Origin of the sequence: Psychrobacter luti (assembly GCF_014192115.1) — a bacterium.
In the GTDB taxonomy this organism is placed as follows: domain Bacteria; phylum Pseudomonadota; class Gammaproteobacteria; order Pseudomonadales; family Moraxellaceae; genus Psychrobacter; species Psychrobacter luti.
In genome coordinates, this window is sequence record NZ_JACHXL010000001.1 from 540,480 (window position 1) to 559,740 (window position 19,261).

Annotated in this window: 14 protein-coding genes and 1 other RNA gene; 2 read left to right on the top strand and 13 right to left on the bottom strand. The window is 43.1% G+C overall.

From position 1 onward, the window contains the following. Positions 1-211 precede the first annotated feature (211 nt). The gene (gene folE, locus FHS24_RS02125) at positions 212-808 is read left to right on the top strand and encodes a GTP cyclohydrolase I FolE (RefSeq protein ID WP_183618337.1); all 597 of its coding nucleotides are present in this window, start codon (positions 212-214) and stop codon (positions 806-808) included. 122 nt (positions 809-930) lie between these two features. Here the strand turns inward: folE and FHS24_RS02130 are convergent, their stop codons facing one another. The 12 genes from FHS24_RS02130 to ffs all read right to left on the bottom strand — a co-directional run bounded on the left by FHS24_RS02130 (position 931) and on the right by ffs (position 17,216). Further along, positions 931-2,253, bottom strand: coding sequence for an iron-containing alcohol dehydrogenase (locus FHS24_RS02130; RefSeq protein WP_183618339.1), 1,323 nt, complete (start codon positions 2,251-2,253; stop codon positions 931-933). 322 nt (positions 2,254-2,575) lie between these two features. Further along, a complete protein-coding gene (locus FHS24_RS02135; RefSeq protein WP_221184999.1) occupies positions 2,576-3,778 on the bottom strand; it encodes a low temperature requirement protein A in 1,203 nt (400 codons plus the stop codon). A gap of 56 nt (positions 3,779-3,834) precedes the next feature. Further along, positions 3,835-5,517, bottom strand: coding sequence for an ABC transporter ATP-binding protein (locus FHS24_RS02140; RefSeq protein ID WP_183619109.1), 1,683 nt, complete (start codon positions 5,515-5,517; stop codon positions 3,835-3,837). Positions 5,518-5,533: 16 nt separating this feature from the next. Next, the gene (locus tag FHS24_RS02145) at positions 5,534-6,592 is read right to left on the bottom strand and encodes an ABC transporter permease (protein WP_201598975.1); all 1,059 of its coding nucleotides are present in this window, start codon (positions 6,590-6,592) and stop codon (positions 5,534-5,536) included. 23 nt (positions 6,593-6,615) lie between these two features. Next, positions 6,616-7,683 carry a microcin C ABC transporter permease YejB gene (gene yejB / locus FHS24_RS02150; protein WP_183618343.1) on the bottom strand — a complete coding sequence of 356 codons (1,068 nt, stop codon included), beginning with the start codon at positions 7,681-7,683 and terminating at the stop codon, positions 6,616-6,618. 42 nt (positions 7,684-7,725) lie between these two features. Then, positions 7,726-8,505 carry a hydroxyacylglutathione hydrolase gene (gene gloB, locus FHS24_RS02155; protein ID WP_183618345.1) on the bottom strand — a complete coding sequence of 260 codons (780 nt, stop codon included), beginning with the start codon at positions 8,503-8,505 and terminating at the stop codon, positions 7,726-7,728. 118 nt (positions 8,506-8,623) lie between these two features. Next, complete coding sequence (locus tag FHS24_RS02160) at positions 8,624-10,456, bottom strand: extracellular solute-binding protein (RefSeq protein ID WP_183619110.1); 1,833 nt, start codon at positions 10,454-10,456, stop codon at positions 8,624-8,626. 280 nt (positions 10,457-10,736) lie between these two features. Then, on the bottom strand, positions 10,737-11,846 hold the full coding sequence (gene serC, locus FHS24_RS02165; protein WP_183618347.1) for a 3-phosphoserine/phosphohydroxythreonine transaminase: 1,110 nt from the start codon (positions 11,844-11,846) through the stop codon (positions 10,737-10,739). Positions 11,847-12,073: 227 nt separating this feature from the next. After that, positions 12,074-12,961 carry a hypothetical protein gene (locus FHS24_RS02170; protein WP_183618349.1) on the bottom strand — a complete coding sequence of 296 codons (888 nt, stop codon included), beginning with the start codon at positions 12,959-12,961 and terminating at the stop codon, positions 12,074-12,076. A 139-nt stretch (positions 12,962-13,100) separates the two neighbouring features. Continuing rightward, a complete protein-coding gene (locus FHS24_RS12390; protein ID WP_227671697.1) occupies positions 13,101-16,265 on the bottom strand; it encodes a M48 family metalloprotease in 3,165 nt (1,054 codons plus the stop codon). A gap of 50 nt (positions 16,266-16,315) precedes the next feature. Beyond that, on the bottom strand, positions 16,316-16,912 hold the full coding sequence (locus FHS24_RS02180; protein WP_183618351.1) for a LemA family protein: 597 nt from the start codon (positions 16,910-16,912) through the stop codon (positions 16,316-16,318). A 207-nt stretch (positions 16,913-17,119) separates the two neighbouring features. Further along, positions 17,120-17,216: signal recognition particle sRNA small type (gene ffs / locus FHS24_RS02185), an RNA gene on the bottom strand. A gap of 267 nt (positions 17,217-17,483) precedes the next feature. On the opposite strand from ffs, the gene FHS24_RS02190 reads away from it, so the two are divergent. Further along, complete coding sequence (locus tag FHS24_RS02190) at positions 17,484-18,200, top strand: SIMPL domain-containing protein (RefSeq protein ID WP_183618353.1); 717 nt, start codon at positions 17,484-17,486, stop codon at positions 18,198-18,200. Positions 18,201-18,373: 173 nt separating this feature from the next. On the opposite strand, the gene FHS24_RS02195 is transcribed toward FHS24_RS02190, so the two are convergent. Further along, entirely contained in the window at positions 18,374-19,183 is an 810-nt protein-coding gene (locus FHS24_RS02195; RefSeq protein ID WP_183618355.1) for a DUF4124 domain-containing protein, read from the bottom strand. Positions 19,184-19,261 lie beyond the last annotated feature (78 nt).

Below are 19,261 nucleotides of genomic sequence, written 5' to 3' on the forward strand. Positions count from 1 at the left end.
CTGTATGAATACTTAATATCTTTTAATAGTACCATCTAATATGGATAAAACGATTATCCACTGACCACAGCAGTATGAAGTTGAGCGGATTTCAAGTATAATCACAGCCCTCCCAGCTTGCACAATTTTTATAAAAGTCCGTTACAACCGTTGTTTGTAACCAAGGATTTAGCGTTAAGCTACACCCACATTTTGGATGGCTGCCAAACTTATGAGCAATACCCCAACACTAGCATCAGATTTTCAAGAAAGTGTCGAATCTTATCGTCAGCTAATCACTTCAACTGGCGAAGACTTAGAGCGTCCCGGCTTACAAGACACCCCAACGCGTGCAGCAAAAGCGTTTGCGCATTTGACTAAGGGTTATCATCAAAGCTTGGATGAAGTCGTCAATGGCGCGGTATTCCCATCGACCAATCGTGAATTGGTCTTGGTGCAAAACATTGAATTTTATTCATTATGTGAGCATCATATGTTGCCGTTTCATGGCGTTGCGCACATCGGCTATTTGCCGAATGGTCACGTATTAGGGCTGTCAAAATTCGCTCGTATCGTCGATATGTTTGCCCGTCGTTTGCAAATTCAAGAGAATTTAAGCGAACAAGTGGCGCAAACGATTATGGATGTGACGGGTTGTCGCGGTGTGGCGGTGGTCATGGATGCAGCGCACATGTGTATGATGATGCGCGGCGTTAACAAACAGCATTCAACCACGCGTAGTACAGCGATGCTGGGCGAATACGTACACGACAATCAAGCACGTAACGAGTTCTTAGACGCGGTGCCAAAGCGTAAACCTGCGTTTTAGATATCGATTAAGATAAAGCTAGCGACAGAAATAGAAGTCAAAAAAAGAGCACATTGCGATATCAGTAATATGCTCTTTTTTATTTTCAAACGCTGTTAATTAGAGGCTATTAATTAGAACTATTAAGCCACCTTATCACTTTTTGAGTCACTCCTTGAGTTACGACTTGCGTGCTCATCACTGGCCTGCTGAATCTTAGTTAAAATAGCCTTGATTTCAGAAGCTGACAGATAAGTCGGTACTGCATAAGTATCACTGACTTCTTTAGCCGCAGCTTTAGCAATGTTATCAAAATCACTGCTTTGCATGCCTTTAACGGTTGGATCGATATTTAAATTTGCAATTAGTTCGCGTACTTGTGCGATAAGATGATCGGCAATCTCAGCATCGCTCTTGTTAGCTTGACCCGATTTTACCATACCAGTTTTTCGAGCCAACTCTGCCAGTCTTTTCTTGCTTCCTTTACGATTGACGTCAAGCACATACGGCAGCACGATAGCATTGGCGCGACCATGAGGAATACTATAATAAGCCCCTAACTGGTGAGCGATGGCATGGACGTAGCCAAGACCGGCTTTATTAAAAGCGACACCGCCGTAATGGGCTGCGATACCCATCTCTTCTCTGGCTTTAAGATTGCCGCCATCTTTATATACCAGCGGCAGATTTTGCATGACAGACTTGACTGCAGAAGCCGCATAGTAGTCGGTTTCGACGCTGGCATTGGCACTCATCCAAGCCTCTAAGGCATGTGTCAACACATCGATACCCGTATCAGCCGTGATATGCGCAGGCATACCTTTCATAATAATAGGGTCAATCGCTGCTGCTAATGGCACCATTCTTGGGTCGATAGATAGGGCCTTTTGATGGGTCTTATCATCTGACACCACCGCACCAAGAGTCGCTTCTGAGCCCGTGCCCGCCGTGGTGGGAATACAATAAAGCGGAACCGAAGGTTTTCTGGCTTTCAAGATACCGATAAGCTGTTTTGGCTTGCAGTTATTGCCTTGTGACATGGCAATCATCTTAGCCGCATCAATAACTGAGCCACCACCGATGGCAATAATTGAGTCGCATTTAGCATCGATAGATTTGCGTAGGCCCTCTTCAACGACTTTAAAAGTAGGGTCTGGGGTAATGCCGTCATAGACTTTATAGCTAATATTTTTGCTATCTAGATAATCAGTGACTTTGGCGGGGATACCAAGTTTGTTTAATACCGCGTCAGTCACGATAAAAACATTGGTATTGCCTTCATTGATGACCATGTCGCACAAATCTTCACAAGAGCTCTCACCAACAAATAACATCGGTCTTCTGATAGGCACGACGTAAGCGAAAGCTTTTAATACTTTGGCACGAGTCTTGGCAACCGCCAAATAACCGGCGTGTTGTAAGCCCGTGCTATTTACCAATTTAGAAATAGTATTTTGTTTTTTCATGGGTATAAAAATCCTTTTTAATAATGCTAATACTAGCAATAACGACAACTTAAAGCAGTGATTCATCACCGCTGTCAAAATAAAAATGCTGTCAAAATAATGGTACTTTTAATGAAAGTACTGTGTCAGCGTCTACCTAAAGTAAACTACTGTCTAAACTTATTGTACCACCGCCATTTTTAGGATGTAGTGATTATTATGAACTGCTATGTTCTGATTATTTAGCGCCTCATTCTTGCTTATGTGTTGCTTATATTTTTACTTATCAAACAGTTAATTGATAGTCGTTATAAATTTGGCTGTAACAGCCTTAATTCGCTTCTTAGACTAGCCACTGCTTATTATCTTGGTTAAAATACCAAGTCATCACCACAGGTGCCAAGATACTTAGCCAAATACCGTAAGTAATCGGCAATCCTTGTACGACCGCCATATAACTCAGCCCAATGACTATCAAGGCAATGAGCATGGCGATGACATTATGACTCGATTTACGGCACATTAATTCGCGCAATATGGTAAGCGTTAATAAAAACACACTCAGCATAGCCATCAACATGCCCATTGCGTAAGGCTGGGAGATAATTTGATAGCCCGGAGCGCTGGTATCCGCGGCGACAGACTCAGTGACCAAGTTCAGCATACTGCCTAGACCGGCGATTGAAGCAAAGATAAAAAAATGACCATAGCCAAATAAGAATAAATCATGCCGTCGGCGCTCTTTATTCAGAATGGTGTCGAATGGCACGATGAAATATAACCACCATAAAGAAAAAACCAAAGCAACCAAACTTGAACCTAAAAAAATAATGGAGCTGGCGGCTGAGGCAGAATTGACCAGAAAATACTGAATACTGTTACTGACGCCGACCACACCCTCACCCAATACAATGATGGTTAATAGTCCGTAACGCTCCGCAATATGTGCCGGATGCCAATTATTAAACTGCTCTGAGCGTGCCCACACAGGCATTAGGAGCTCTGCTGCAATAAACAAGAACAAAGCGGGCGTTTGTAGCGATGTGGGTAAAAACAGCCAGCTTATCCACAAGGCTTGCAAGGTTAACAAGCCGACCATACTGCGTCCAGCAACTTTTTGGTGACCCGGTACTTGTCGATAGACGCGCAACCACTGACTACAAATCGCCAGCCGCATAATGGCATAACCAGTGACGCCAATCCATGTCAGCCCTTGCTCATAAAACTGATGAATATTAGCCGCTATCATCAGTGAGCCAAACATCTGAAACATCACCGATAAACGATAAAACCAATCGTCAGGGTCGTATCCTGATGCAAACCAAGTAAAGCTGGTCCAAGCATTCCAAAGGATAAAGAATGCCACGATAAAGGTTAAAAATCCTGAAAGATCATGCTCACTCAAGCGATTATAAAAACCATTGGCAGCGGCGGCGACAGCAATGACATAAACCAAGTCAAATAGTAGCTCAAGCGTGGTTGAGGGACGGTTTTGCTCGCTTGTATCTCGGGCTTTGATGGGTTCTATCTTAAGCCTACTTATCATGTAGTGAGTTCCGATGTCTCTAAATTCATACAGTTATTTGGTCTTAGCTGCTTAGTCTATATCACACTCGCCTGCAATAATTGCTGCGCATACGGATGCTTTGGATTATTGAACACATCTTCACTACGACCAGACTCAATACATCTACCTTCTTTTAATACCATAATATGCTGACATAAGGCACGCACTACTTTTAAGTCGTGGCTGATAAACACGTAGCTGATTTGCAGTTTTTCTTGAATCTCTCGTAGCAAACTGACTACAGTAACTTGCGTAGTGCTATCAAGCGCAGAAGTTGGCTCATCCAATATCAACAGACTTGGTCGCATAATGAGTGCTCGAGCAAGCGCCACCCGTTGTCGTTGACCGCCCGATAATTCATGTGGATAACGTTGTGCAAATTCAGCTGGTAGATGCACAGTCGCGAGACTATCCATGACCGCTTGCTGACGTTCTGCTTTATTGACACCTTGTACTAACAAGCCTTCTTCGACTATCTGCATGACGGTCATACGAGGATTGATACTGGCAAAGGGGTCTTGAAATACCATTTGAATCTGTGAGCGGAAGCTGCGTAGCTCACGTTTGGACAATGCAAAAATGTCTTGTCCATTGACCACTATCTGACCACTGACACGTGCTTGATTACTAAGTAATTGGCTTAGCGCAAGCGCAATGGTGGTTTTACCCGAGCCTGACTCACCAACGATACCTAACGCTTGCCCTTTCTGCAGGATCATATCGACGTCTTTGACGGCATCAAACCAGCGTTTGGTTCCGCAAAATAGACTTTTTTCAACCGGAAACTGTACTTGTAAATTGCTGACTTGTAGTACGGTTGATTGCTGGCTTTCATCATCCAATAAATTCAGCGCTTGACCAAAATCTTGTTTGATAAGCGAGCGCGTATATTCCGCTTTAGGTTGACCAAATACTGCTGCTGTTGGCCCTTGCTCAATCGTTTGGCCTTGGCGCATGACGATGACTTCATCACTGTAGCGCCTGACTAAATTGAGATCATGGCTAATCAATATCATCGCCATATTATGCTGACGCTTAAGATTGTCTAGTAGAACAAGAATCTCATGTTGCAAGGTGACATCAAGTGCAGTAGTCGGTTCGTCAGCGATTAAAATATCAGGCTGCTGTGCTAATGCCATCGCAATCATCACGCGCTGGCGCTGACCGCCTGATAATTCATGCGGATATCTATTTAGCTTATCAGCAGGGTCGGTTATATTGACATCATTTAACAAGGCGATGCTTTTTTCGTGCCATTGTTTTTTGGCTACGCCGCTGATACGCAAGGATTCAGCAATTTGTTTGCCGACCGTATGTAGAGGATTAAGCGCGGTCATCGGCTCTTGAAAAACCATACCGATACGCTGCCCGCGAATAGAGCGCAGCGCTGCATTACGTGTCTTATTATTCGCTATCGGTAATGTCACCATTCCTGTTACGTCTGCTAATTGCACCTCACCGCTAACCGTCAAACTGTCCGGTAGCAAACCCAATAGTGCAAGACTGGCAATCGATTTACCAGAGCCTGACTCACCAACAATGGCTAATGTTTGCCCTTGCGTGAGCTCATACGATAGCTTTTCTACTAGAACAACGCCTGCATCAGTTACGATGCTAAGTTTATCTACCGATAGCATAAGCTTTTTTTGTATATTGCTATGATTGGCATTTAAACGATTGTTTTGCTCAGTAGCAGTTGTCATATTAGCGGTTATCATATTCTCAGTTGTCATATCATGAGCGCCTCGGATCAAAGGCATCACGTAGCGCTTCGCCAACGAAGATGAGCAATGACAAAATAAAGGTTAAACTAAAAAATCCTGATAAAGCCAACCAAGGGGCATCGAGATTATTTTTCCCTTGTACCATCAACTCACCCAGCGATGGTGAACCAGGCGGCAGCCCATATCCTAAGAAGTCTAGTGCGGTTAAAGCAATGATGTTAGCGGTTAGAATAAATGGCAGTTGTGATAAGCTTGAGGCTAACGCATTGGGCAAGATGTGCCTGAGCATGATTTGACTGTCCGACACCCCAAGGTTGCGAGCAGCACGGACATAATCAAAATTACGCGCGCGTAAAAACTCTGCCCTTACTAAACCGACCAATCCCATCCAACCAAATAGCAGCATCATCGCAAACAGCATAAAGATACTAGGGCTAAACAAGCTGACCAAAATAATAATCATAAACAGCTGCGGCATACCGCCCCACACTTCCATGAAACGCTGCCCTGCTAAATCTACCCAGCCACCGTAATAACCTTGTATCGCACCGACGATAATACCAATCAAAGCACCCGCCAGCGTCAGCGCCAGACCAAACAACAGCGACACTCGCATGCCATAAAGTATCCGTGCCAGCACATCGCGACCTAAATCATCGGTACCGAGCCAGTTCTGACTATTGGGTGCAGCCGGATATGGAATACCTAACTCAACGTTTGGCGTTTGATCCGCAAATGGAATAGGCGGCATAACATAAAAACCCTGCTCATCAATCAGCGCTTGCACCGCAGGGTCTTTGTAATTGCTTTCCGTCTCAAACACTCCGCCAAAAGTCGTCTCAGGATAGGCTTTTAGGACGGGGAAATAATAATCGCCTTGATACTGCACTAGTAGTGGCTTGTCATTGGCAATCACATTGGCTGCCATACAAATGACAAATATCAGCGCAAAAATAAACAGCGATATGACACCAAGACGATTATGGCGAAAACGCTTTAGGCGTGCTTGCCAAATAGGATTTAGGCGACGTTTTTTTTCTATAGGAATCGAAGAGGCGCTTGAGGGCATTGAAGATAATGGATGACTTGACATTAGCGCCCCTCAAAGTCGATACGCGGGTCAATTAAGTGATAACTTAAATCACTGATTAACTGTAATAACAGTCCGACCAAGGTAAAAATAAACAATGTACCAAATATCACCGGATAATCACGCTGCTGAATGGCTTCAAAACCTAACAGCCCCAAACCATCAAGCTTAAAGATAATCTCAATGAGAAAGTTACCAGCAAAGAAAATCCCAACGATGGCCGCTGGGATACCAGCGATAATAATCAGCATGGCATTACGAAAGACATGACCGTATAAAACCTGTCGCTCACCCAAGCCTTTTGCTCGCGCGGTCAGCACATATTGCTTGCCGAGTTCTTCTAAAAAGCTAAACTTGGTCAAATAAGTCAAGCCAGCAAAGCCGCCAACGGTACTTGCTAGGAGCGGTAGTGCCAGATGCCAAAAGTAATCTTTCACTTTACCAAGGGCGCTTAATTGATCAAAGTTCTCTGAGGTTAATCCTTGTAGTGGAAAAATATTCCAGTAGCTGCCACCGGCAAAAAACACCAATAGTATGACGGCAAATACAAATACGGGTATTGCATGGCCAATGGCAAGTAGCATAGCAGTGAATTTATCAATACCCGAGCCATGATGCATGGCTTTATAGACCCCCAATGGAATCGCTATCATGTAGATCAGCAGCGTACTCCATAGTCCAAGCGAGATAGATACTGGCAGCTTCTCGACGATCAAATCGGTTACTGACTGCCCTTTAAAAAACGACTCGCCAAGGTCCAACTGAGCATAATTATTTAACATTAACCAAAAGCGTTCAGGTGCCGATTTATCAAAGCCATATTGTGCATTAATCGCTGCTACCATCTCCTCAGATAGACCACGCGTACCTTGGTAAGTGCTATTATTACCGGCACTGCCTGCGCCAATATTACCGCTGAGCGCATTGTCTTTTGCGCTTTGCTCAATAAGCGCGAGTTGCTGCTCAACAGGACCACCCGGCGCCGCCTGTACAATGACAAAGTTCGCCAGCAATATCAAAAATAGCGTCGGTAATATCAGTAGCAACCTTTTTAAGATATAACGACCCATAATGGCGGCTTCCTAAAATAAAAAAATATGACAACTTAGCATTTAGAAGTTGTTTTTTAGCTCACGTAGCGCGGCAAACACAGTCAAAGACTTGTCATCATCAATAGCGACTTTAGATTTCACCCCTGCTATCACACTTGGTTCTTGCGTGCGCAAAAACACATTAATCGCGCGTTCATGCTCTAAAGTCACGGGCAGCGTAGGGATACCTTGAGCGGTTTTTTCTTCTGCTTGCACAAGGGCTTGCTGCATCGCTTCATTGACAGGTTCAATAGATAAACCAAAATGTATGTTGCTGGCAGTATATTCATGGGCAGGGTACAGCAAGGTCTCAGCTGGCAAGCCATTTAAACGCTTAAAGCTCTCATGCAATTGCTCAATCGTGCCGGTAAAGACCCGTCCGCAACCGGCACTAAACAAGGTATCACCGCAGAAACAATGCTTCTGCCCATCGATATCTAGAATATAAGCCACGTGGCTTGCTGTATGACCGGACACATCCCATACTTGCGCGGCGCAGCCCCAAGCACTGACCGTACTACCGTCTTTGATAGTCTGGTCTTCATCGACGTTGTGTTCTGTATGCGCAACCAGATGCGTCATCGGATAAGACTCTTGCAGCTCTGCGACGCCACCGATATGATCATGATGATGATGTGTGGTCCAGATAGATGTTAGCTCCAGCTCATGTTTCTCTAAGTAGGCAATAACTGGCTCAGCTTGACCCGGATCAATGACAATCGCCTGCTTATTATTCTCATTAATTAATGTCCAGATATAATTGTCATTAAATGCTTTAATGGGGTGAATACGAATACTCATATAAAGTCCTTAGCAGTGATTATCTTTATTGCGAATGTCTTTTATTAAATTTTTAAACCAAATAAAACTTTAAGATAAAGCATCATTGTATCTATCGGCTTAAATTATTATTTTTAAACTATTGTTTCAAATATTTATTAACACGTGCTTCTGCTTCTTTATCTGTCCACCAATAATCGATACCGACGGCATTGGCCGGCAGTTTTGCAGTATGACGATATTGGTTCCAGTAGGCAACATTGGTGGCCGATTTGCCATATAAAGGTACTAAATAATGACCTGCGCGTAGCAAGCGATCAAGCACTTTGGTATATAAAACAATCTCATCACGGCTCTCAGCATTTGCAAGTGCGGTTGTTATCTCATCTATCACTGCATTTTTAATACCGATAGTATTAGCGTTGCCCGCTTCATCAGCGGCAGCACTTCCCCAAAATGCCGCCTGTTCAGCACCAGGCGATAAGCTCTGTGCAAAGACGTCGACCACCATATCATAGTCAAAACGGCGCATACGCTCGTAATATTGCGGCCCATCGACTTGACGTAAGGTCGCATCAAAACCCAAACGCTTCAAATTACGGATATAAGGCAACAGCACGCGCCCCATGGTCTCACCCGTCATCAAAATCTCAATCTGAGCAAGCTTGCCATCAGGCTGATATAGCTTCATATCATCATAATAGAAGCCTGCATCTAGCAATAGCTGCCGCGCCTCTAATAATGCTTTACGATTAAAGCCGCTACCGTCACTGGTTGGCAATTGCCATTCAGTCAATACTGCTTGCCGTTGAACTGGCTCAAGCGTCCCTAGTAATGGGCTTAATACTTGCATCTCAGCCGCAGATGGCGTACCAGTAGCAGCAAGCTCCGAGCCATGAAAGAAGCTTTGCAGACGCTCATATTGCCCATGGAATAAGGTTTTATTCATCCATTCAAAGTCGTAAGCTGCCGTCAAGGCTTGGCGAACGCGAATATCTTGAAAAATTGGCCGACGCATATTCATCACCAGACCCTGCATCGGTACTGGGTTTTCGCTACTTATGGTTTCTTTATTGATAAGACCTGTTTTGACGGCTGGGAAATTGTAACCCGTTGCCCAATTAGAGGCTTTATTCTCAGGGCGAAAACGGTATTGCCCCGATTTAAAGCCCTCAAAAGCAATCTCATCACTTTGATAATAGACAAACTTAATCATATCAAAGTTATAACGACCACGATTGACCATCAAATCACGCCCCCAATAATTGGGATCACGTATATAACTGACCGCGCGTCCCGCATCGACGCGGCCGAGCTTATAAGGACCACTGCCCATTAATGGTGTCAGAGTTATTTTCTCAAAATCTTTATCAATAGAAGACTTAGCAAAAACAGGGAATTGCCCGACCGTTAATAAAATCTCTTTATTTTCATCAGACTTAAAAACAAACTTTACCCGCTGCTTATCGATAATTTCAATATCTTTAATATCACCCAAATAACTGCGAATATACATCGGTCCTTTATTCAATATCGCGTTATAAGTGGCTTTGACATCATGACTGGTCACAGTTGAACCATCCCAGAAACGCGCAGCAGGATTTATATGATAGATAATCCAGCTAGTATCATCAGGGTCATACGTGACTTTATTTGCCAGCTGCGGATACATGGTAAAGGCTTCATTTAGTGAGCCAGTCATCAAGGTATCATACAGATAATCAGTACCTATCATCGCCACGCCCGTAGTCATCCATTTATTGGCAGCATTGAAGGTACCGCGCGCCTCAAGCGACAATGTACCACCTTTGGGCGCATTAGGATTGGCGTAAGGCATGTATGGCACGTCAATATACTCGGTAGTACTATTATGCCCAAGTGCAGTAGTAGTGATTGGCGCCGCGATACTAGCAGGTATCCAACTAATAGAAATGGCGAGCAAGGCGGCTTTTAACATGGTATTTTTTAGCATCATAAAGTTATAACCAACCCTTCTGCCAGACCGAATGAATATATTGAGCATGTACCTGATGACAGCTTAAATAAGAGCTTATTAAATGAAAGCTCTGGAAAAGCACCCTTTATCTTAAGTGCTACAAAATTTTATCATAACAAACTTAGGTTTTTTAACCTAATGCTTTGCAGCGTTAGGTTGCTACATGAAGCATTATGCCGCTTAAAAAACGCTGATATGCATAAAAAAAGACGCAGCTCATAAAAGTTGCGTCTTTTGTTTTAAAACCTGTGCTAACTTAAGCGTACTTTTTTTCAAAGGCGATCATAAAGTCAACCAATTGCTGTACCCAATCTAGCGACACTGCATTATAAATACTGGCGCGCATACCACCGACATCCCGATGACCTTTTAGATTCATCAAACCTGCCGCTTCCGACTCTTCTAAAAACACTTTATCAAGGCTGCTGTCGGCTAACGTAAACGGCACATTCATGATAGAGCGATATTTTGGGTCAACTGGATTGCTATAAAAGCTGCTGTCATCAATCGTTTTATAGAGTAAATCAGCTTTTTGTTGATTGATTTCACCGATAGCAGCGACGCCGCCCTGCTCTTCTAACCAATCAAATACCAACCCTGCCAAGTACCAAGAGTACGTCGCTGGCGTGTTTGACATTGATTCTTTTTCAGCCTGATGCTCATAGTTCATGAGTAGTGGGCACCACTCACTTGCCTGCCCCAATAAATCCTCACGAATAATCACAATAATCAGACCTGCTGGACCGATATTTTTTTGTGCACCCGCGTAAATCATGCCAAATTTAGACACGTCAATGGGCTGTGACAAAATGCAAGAAGACATATCGGCGATAATCGGCGCATCAACTTGTGGCGGCTCAAATATTTGTACACCATGAATGGTTTCATTGGCGCAGTAGTGGAAGTACGCTGCATCTTTACTCAGGTTCCAATCGCTTTGGGCTGGCACGTCGGTAAATTTACTGTCTTTACCCGTTGCGACCACATTAACCTCGCCCAGACCCAATTTGGCATAGCGCTGTGCTTCTTTAACCGCTTTACCAGACCAAGTACCCGTCGTTAGATAGTCTGCGCGGCCACCATTTAATAAGTTTAATGGAATCGCTGAAAACTGTAAGCTAGCACCGCCTTGCAGAAACAGCACTTTATAGTTATCTGGAATGTCCATTAGCGAGCGCAATTTGGCTTCAGCTTTTTCAGTAATCGCGATGTATTCTTTACTACGGTGACTCACTTCCATGACCGACATACCGCGTCCCTGCCAATCAAGCAACTCTTCTTGAGCGCGTGATAAAACGGCGGTCGGTATGGTGGCAGGTCCCGCTGAAAAATTGGGTACACGGTTAAGAGCGGCTTTAGTGGTCATAATCAATATCCTAAATATGATGAAATCATCGTGGTTATATAAGTTTCAAAGCGGCAGTTTTAGCAGCTCATCTATAAAACTATCGCTTTAAAACCCCTTAAGTCTTATCTCTATTTTTTTATTTTTAACAGTGTATTTAATAGCTATGTTTAAAATCTATGGCTGCAAGCTATCTACCTTTCATTATGTAGCTGTAATTATAAACCTATAATTGCAACCCTTTAACGCTAGCTCGATAACTGATCCCAAAGCTGACGTTTAAGGCTACTATCAGCAAGCATGTCATCGAGCGTGGGCACAGTAATAAAGTTCGGATGCTCAAGGCCGTCAGGCAACGTGGTCAATGCAGCAACTTTTATCTCTTCGCTACGACCAATTTTAAATACATATCCTGCAAGGCTGGCATTGGCAAGCTCTGCTGTATCCATACCCTCACAAATAGGAAAGGACGTGGTCTCACAACTGATGGATAGCGCTTGCGTAATATTTTGCCAAAGTTTTTGGCTGTCATTATTAAGGGCTTGGATATCAACCAAAATTACCCAATCGCCATAGCGACCACCCTGTAAATCAAATGGTACTACCTTTTTAAAGCTATCGTCTTTAAAGCCCTCGTCTTTAAAACTACCATCTTCAAAGCTCGCAGCATTATTTACATTATCAATCGCAGTTTGCTGAACGACAGTATTTACAAGGGAAGTCACGACGGGCTTAGATACATCAGGGGCAGTCGAGTCAAAACTATAGGTAACAGGGCTTTGTGGGTCAGAATGGCTTAAATCTGTCTCATTAGCGTCATCATAGTAATGGTTAATAGACTCATCATCTACCATACTTGATATAGCATTAATATTTGAGGATTCAGTATTAGAAGATTCAATACTTGGCTGTTCAGCGGTGGTCGCAGAAGAAGTACTAGCATTAGATGCAGTGCTAGCTTTAGCGGTAATCGGAGCCGCCGCCATCGAATCAGGGATAGTAGGTGAAGAAATATCTGCGATATTCATGGTCTCAGAGCTTGGCTGCACCCACTGATTGATACCCATCATCGCTAAAATTTGGCGCTGCTGCATACGCTGCTGCAATACAATTAGCGGGTCTTGGATATCACTCATGCTTATCTACTATCCTACTTATCTAAAATGGATTTACAGGTCTTTACTATCAAAAGAAATACTAAGAAAATAAATAACATTCAAGAACATATCGCTTCTTGCCAGCAAAAGACTTACCTAGCTGCAATCAATGAATTACTCAAAAAAGCTGCCGAACGCCTAACCAATGATTGGAAAGCTCAGTTAAGCATTCATACTCATCTTGACTGACTATCGTATCGTGTAACATCACTGTATGCAACGTACTCAGCCATTGCCGGTAAGTATGATAAGTATAAGAATGGTGCATACTATCATTGCCCGCCTTATCTACACTATCTGCCTGGCCGTCCTGTATATGAGCATTATAATCTATTTGACCGCCGCCCTGTTGCCTCTGTCGATAATTATCATCACCGTTGGCTTCTGATGCTTCCAATTGACTATCAGATGCTATAAAAATAGGTACTACCTCTATCAATGCCAATAATTGAACACTATTGAGATTTTGTGCGGTCAATAGCAACCATTGCAAATTTGCCTCACTGACAACTGCTAAATCAATATCAATCAAACGTGCATGACGTCGTAAATCCACAAGATAATGAGCAACGCTAGCACTATTATAGCTGAGCACTGCACTATATACTGAGCTATCTATTGCGGATATCATCTGACCTTTATCATCTTTTGATAAGCGATAAGCCAATAAAACAAGCATGGTTCTCGCAGCAACATCGAGACCATTAAACACCTGTCCTGACGGATCAAGCTGAGCATAGATATTATCCTTGCCAGCTTGCAATACTTGCTGCCATTGAAAGTATTGAGATTTAAGATGTTGAGGACAAATGTGCGACTGAACCTGTGTATCATTTAATACGGCAGATAATATGGGCAACAATTGCTGCAGCTGTAGCGCCTGCCATAACGCTAAAATCGATGGTGACCGAGAGCTGGTACTCTCTAAGTGATTGAATGCTGATTTAGGATTATCAATAGAACCCTGACTATCTATATGATCAGCAAATTTTTGGCTGAGATCAGCCGTTAGGGTGTTTTCAAACAGCTGAATGATACCCTGCTGATAGCGCAACAACATCATACGACACTTTTTTTGCTGCACATAATGTTGATGATCTTGATTGCTATGACTGGCTTCATATTTTAAGCGCCATTCATTAATAGCGCTTTCTGATAAATCATGCTGGCGTAGTTGCTTTAACGCCAACGCAATCAAAGCACTGTCTAAGCGCCTGTCAAGATTTGCCACTGCCGTTAATAATTTGTGATCTATTGTATGCGGTAAAATTTGTGTGTTGCCGCTTGTATCAGTTTCAGCAGCAGAGGTTCCATCGTTAGCAAGCCCAAGCCAGATATCAGTTAAATCATAAGTTGCTGTTATTGACAGCACACAACCCTGATGACAAAGTAGCACGGACTCAATCAGAGCTTGCGCCCCGAGCGGGTGATAACTGTGATTAAGCACATACTGCGGTAGCGATAATTTTTGTATATCTTCGATACCAATTAATGTATCTGATGGCAAGTCGCTATCAGGTTTGGCTTGCCATGGCTTAAGCAACTGCTGAGTGCCAATATCTTGTGCTTGCACTTGCAAACGCCCATCAATAACAACATCTTCCTCTATAATAAACTCAAGTCCGTTATCGCCTTGCAATTCGTTCTGCATTTCACTAGTAGAAAAGGCAGCGATTTCTTTTTCGATAACCTCTTTTTCGATAACCTCTTTTTCAATAGCATCTTTTTCAACAATACGTTCGTTAATAACATCATTAAAGTTACTGTTAACGTTTTTCTCAGCCGAATAGTTGTTTTTATCAGTATTGATTTTATGGATAGCTGATACTGATTGAGCGGCAAATATTGATGATTGATGCATCTTTTTCTCTTGCTTAGCATTACTTAGGCTATTTGCTGTTATCACACCCCAATCACCCAAGCGGCGCTGCTCATATATTTCTTTTATTTTTTGCTGATTTAGGCGCTTTTCTTTAGCGACTTGCACGGCAAATTTATGATAAGCGTTGGCATTGATAGCACTCATACGCTCAGCCAAACTCGGATGGGTCGCAAACCAAGATACATCACCCAAATCTGCACCACTACTGGCAAAGAAGAAATGACTTAGCCCATTGATATCGGCGATGCCAGTTAAGCGCGAACCAAGCGCATCTTGATGAATGGCCTTTAAGGTTTCTATAATGGCAGGCGAACGTGTCAGCTGCACACTGGTCGCATCAGCAAGTAACTCGCGCTCACGGTTAAAGCTGTGTTTAATCAGCTGCGCACTGGCCATACTGGAAAAACTCAATCCATGTATTAACCATGTCCAGATATTGCGCGGTGCTTGACTATCGAACCTATTATTATTTTGTAGCCATCGTGACTGGCTCTTAGCTGACGCCTGCTGGCTTTGCGACTGGGTTTGCCAGTAGGCGACCCATTCACTATGAGTGGTAAAGCTTGCCGTCTGCGCTTCAGTGCTACGCGCATGGCTATCAATCGCTCTTTGCGGTAAAGGGTTGCTTTGATTGACCGCACTATTAATAAAAGAGCCATCAAAATAGTTTTTCTGACTGCCTTTATAACCAGAACCAAAATTATTAATAGAATCACTCCAGTCATAGAGTAATTGCAAGCCTGCTAGCACCACCATTAGCTGTAAATTAAACGTCGCATCGCCATGCAAAATATGACCATATTCATGACCTATCAGCCCGTATAGCGCCTCATCAGATAGCTTATCGAGCGCGCCTTGGGTGACGACGAGCACCATATCCTGACTATTGCGACCCGCAACAAAGCCATTGATACCTTGCTCATCGGGCAACACATAGAGAATAGGCATACGCAAACCGGAAGCAATGGCTAGCTGCTGGGCAATCTCATAGTAACGCCGATAGACAGGCGGAAAATCACGCTCATTACGCACCGCAATATGGCGGGCACTAAAGCGAACTTTCTGTATAGGCTTATGCTGATGAGCAACCCCTTGGCTATGCTCCCAAGCATCTTGACTGTGGTCGATAAACAAGCGCACCGCGCCCACACGCTGAGCAATCGCACGACCACCTGCTCTTAAGCGTCTATACTCTAAAAAGCTACCCGCAACAAAGCTACCGATAGTCCAGACAGCAACCAGTATTAATACCCAATGATAAATGCCACCGGTAAATAACGTGAGCAGCAGCGCCATGACACCAAGTGCCACCGCAATATGGGCAAAGACTATCAGAAAAAACAGCCCATAGAGCAACAAGCTGCGCTGAGTACGGGTCCGCTGTGCACCAAAAAAATCCATCTATTTATCTTACCTAACCATAACTAAGTGCATTTGACATTATGTAAACATCAGCCCATATCGACGACAGGTGTTTGAGCAATTACCTTTCTGTCTTCAAATACCAATGGGCTAAGTGGACGGAAGCCAAAGGTGCTGCTGACAAGGTTATTTGGAAACACTTCACGGTCATTGTTATAAAACATCACGCTGTCATTATAATGCTGACGGGCAAAGCCTATGCGGTTTTCGGTATTGGTGAGCTCATCCATCAGCTCTTTAATCATACTGTCCGCTTTTAATTCAGGATAGGCTTCTATCACAGCTGAAAATTGCCCCAAGGCTTTTGACAACATACCCTCTGCCTTGGCAAATAATGCCATGTGTTCCAGTGAATCTGGCTGATGCTTAGTAGAGTTTTGCAGACTCTGAGCATGATTACGCGCGCTAATCACGCGAGTCAGCGTTTCTTCTTCATGGGTCAAATAACGCTTAGCGGTTTCGACCAAATTTGGAATCAAGTCATGGCGGCGTTTTAGCTGCACATCTATTTGCGCAAAGCCATTTTTTGCTTGGTTGCGGGCACGTACCAGCTTATTAAATACTGATACCCCAAAAATCACAATCAATACGACCATTGCAATGAATAGCAAAACAAACATTTTCATCGTCGGACTCCAAAAGGTTTTGTATTTATACTATTGTTAATAAAGGTTACTACATTGTATTTTAACCCATATATATTACATTGAGTTCAAAATCAGACGAAATGCAGGCGAAAAAAAAGCCCTTTACAATGAAGGGCTTATTATTAGGTTTGGCTCTCTGAAACGATATAACAGGAGTATCAGCAAATTTTAGGCAAAAAAAAGCGACTCCATCAGCACATCCTCGGCACACATTATAACTATTACCGTTGCTACCTTCCGGTCCTGGCGGGATTCATAGAACAATGTTGCGAGGCTACCAATGGAGCCACCAGTTGCAGATTATACAAGAATTTTTTATTATTACAACCCCCATCGTCAAACTGTTTGCTTTAGAGACTAAATGAGCCTGTAACTTAAGTGACAAAATTCTCACAGCAACCCGTTAATTTTTTGCTATTTTACATAAGGTCTGTTGAATAAAAAATGAACATAAACAACAGCTGATATAACAATGCGCATTATAACAACGTGAATCAATGTGACTCAGATAAATGAGATTACTATTGTTACTACTCATTAGGAGATAATTATGAAAAACACTTGGATGAACAAAGCAGCACTTGTTACGGGTACAGCCACCCTACTCACCGCAATGATGGGTAGCGCCCATGCAGAGCCCACAGGCTACGATCAGCTGACTTTTCAAACGGAAGTTAAAGAAGAAGTTCAAAACGACGAAGTTCGCGCCAGTATGTATAAAAAAGCGCAAGCAACAAATGCGAAAGCGCTAGCAACCACACTCAATACCTCTATCAATAACGCTATGAAAATTGCCAAACGCTACCCTAGCGTGACGGTCAGTACCGGTCAGCAGCGCACTTATCCGCGCTATGATAAAAATGACAAAATCATTGGCTGGACAGGACAAACCAGCATCGACTTAAAGAGTACTGATTTTGCCGCAACCAGTCAGCTGATTGCCGATCTGCAAGAGACCTTGGTGATGGAAAACCTAAACTTTGGGGTTTCAGATGCTAAAAAAGATGCGCTAGAGCAAAAGCTTATGACCGATGCTTCTCGCGCCTTCCAGCAGCAAGCAAAGAACCTGACTCGTGCATGGGATGCTCGTAGCTATCGTGTGGTCAATGTTAACCTGAACACTGGCAGCAACTACCCACGTCCTATGTATGGCGCTATGAATATGAAAGCTGAATCAGCGGATGCTTCAGTGCCTAGCCAAAGCTTTGAATCGGGTAACAGTACTATTTCAGTTACTGCGAATGGTACGATTGAGTTAACGAAATAAACGAAGAAGTAATGAGGTAAATAATAAATATTATTACTAACTTATACCAATAAGGGCAATCACTGCTTTCAGTGATTGCCCTTATTTTATATACATCAATTATTGTTAATGGATTACCGCTAACTTTTCACTGTTAACCTTTTACTACTAGGCTTTAACACCGTGACCCAGAGTTATTTTTTTACTGGTTCTTCAAGCGTCATAGGTTTATCAACTATTGGCTTAGTAAATGATTGCATATTTGGTTGTTTGCCATCTTGACGCATTTTTAATAACACTTTTTGATACCAAGGTAGACGCTGATACGCCAAAAGCTGTTCTGCTAACTTTTTATTTTTTTGCAAAGTTTGCGTGTTTTGGATGACATAAACGGTACGCTCTACCTGTTTTACTACCTGCCCTTTTTTATTATTTATCGCGGCTTTGACGCTATGTGTACCCGGCAGGATATCTACAGTTGCAATCGAGGCGCTCAAACCCTGCGCCACTTCCTTACCATCTAAGTAAATGCTGACACTATCGCCCGCTTGTAGCGCAGGTTTTACTTGCACCTTTACATCGATGCTTTGTACGGGACGACGGTACGCCCGCTCTTCGCTAGGCTCTGTCAACATCATCTGATAATTAATGGGCGCTTTATTAGCGGTTGAGTCATTGTTGGCAATGGTGTTAGCGGCAGCAGGCGCTTGGGTGGTATTGACAGGCTGATTATTCGTATTACTTGTTTGACTAAAACTATTTGCACCAACGCTATCGTTCCCACTCATAACACTGGTCTGGCTAATTTGCTTACCTGCTTGCTGTTCATAGTTCTGTGGACGGTCGGTAAAGGTGACTTGACCCGTTTTTTCATCAATGACTTTATAGATAGCAGCGGCATTTGCCAAAGGTGCGTAGAGACTGGCTGTGCTGATAATCAAACCTGTTAGCAGGCTTAGCGACAATCCTTTATTGAAAACAGTGCTTTTAAATGATGAGCTCATAATTAGTTAGCCTAATAGCGATTTATTATTAATATATAGATGACACCATTATGCGATATTTTTACCAGTAAATCAGCA

Bases quoted from the DNA above. Each gene is read 5' to 3' on its own strand.
- FHS24_RS02135 (WP_221184999.1), bottom strand. From the start codon at position 3,778: ATGATAAGTAGGCTTAAGATAGAACCCATCAAAGCCCGAGATACAAGC.
- yejB (WP_183618343.1), bottom strand. From the start codon at position 7,683: ATGGGTCGTTATATCTTAAAAAGGTTGCTACTGATATTACCGACGCTA.
- FHS24_RS02140 (WP_183619109.1), bottom strand. From the start codon at position 5,517: ATGATAACCGCTAATATGACAACTGCTACTGAGCAAAACAATCGTTTA.
- FHS24_RS02130 (WP_183618339.1), bottom strand. From the start codon at position 2,253: ATGAAAAAACAAAATACTATTTCTAAATTGGTAAATAGCACGGGCTTA.
- FHS24_RS02170 (WP_183618349.1), bottom strand. From the start codon at position 12,961: ATGAGTGATATCCAAGACCCGCTAATTGTATTGCAGCAGCGTATGCAG.
- folE (WP_183618337.1), top strand. From the start codon at position 212: ATGAGCAATACCCCAACACTAGCATCAGATTTTCAAGAAAGTGTCGAA.
- serC (WP_183618347.1), bottom strand. From the start codon at position 11,846: ATGACCACTAAAGCCGCTCTTAACCGTGTACCCAATTTTTCAGCGGGA.
- FHS24_RS02190 (WP_183618353.1), top strand. From the start codon at position 17,484: ATGAAAAACACTTGGATGAACAAAGCAGCACTTGTTACGGGTACAGCC.
- FHS24_RS02180 (WP_183618351.1), bottom strand. From the start codon at position 16,912: ATGAAAATGTTTGTTTTGCTATTCATTGCAATGGTCGTATTGATTGTG.
- FHS24_RS02145 (WP_201598975.1), bottom strand. From the start codon at position 6,592: ATGCCCTCAAGCGCCTCTTCGATTCCTATAGAAAAAAAACGTCGCCTA.
- FHS24_RS02160 (WP_183619110.1), bottom strand. From the start codon at position 10,456: ATGCTAAAAAATACCATGTTAAAAGCCGCCTTGCTCGCCATTTCTATT.
- FHS24_RS12390 (WP_227671697.1), bottom strand. From the start codon at position 16,265: ATGGATTTTTTTGGTGCACAGCGGACCCGTACTCAGCGCAGCTTGTTG.
- FHS24_RS02195 (WP_183618355.1), bottom strand. From the start codon at position 19,183: ATGAGCTCATCATTTAAAAGCACTGTTTTCAATAAAGGATTGTCGCTA.
- gloB (WP_183618345.1), bottom strand. From the start codon at position 8,505: ATGAGTATTCGTATTCACCCCATTAAAGCATTTAATGACAATTATATC.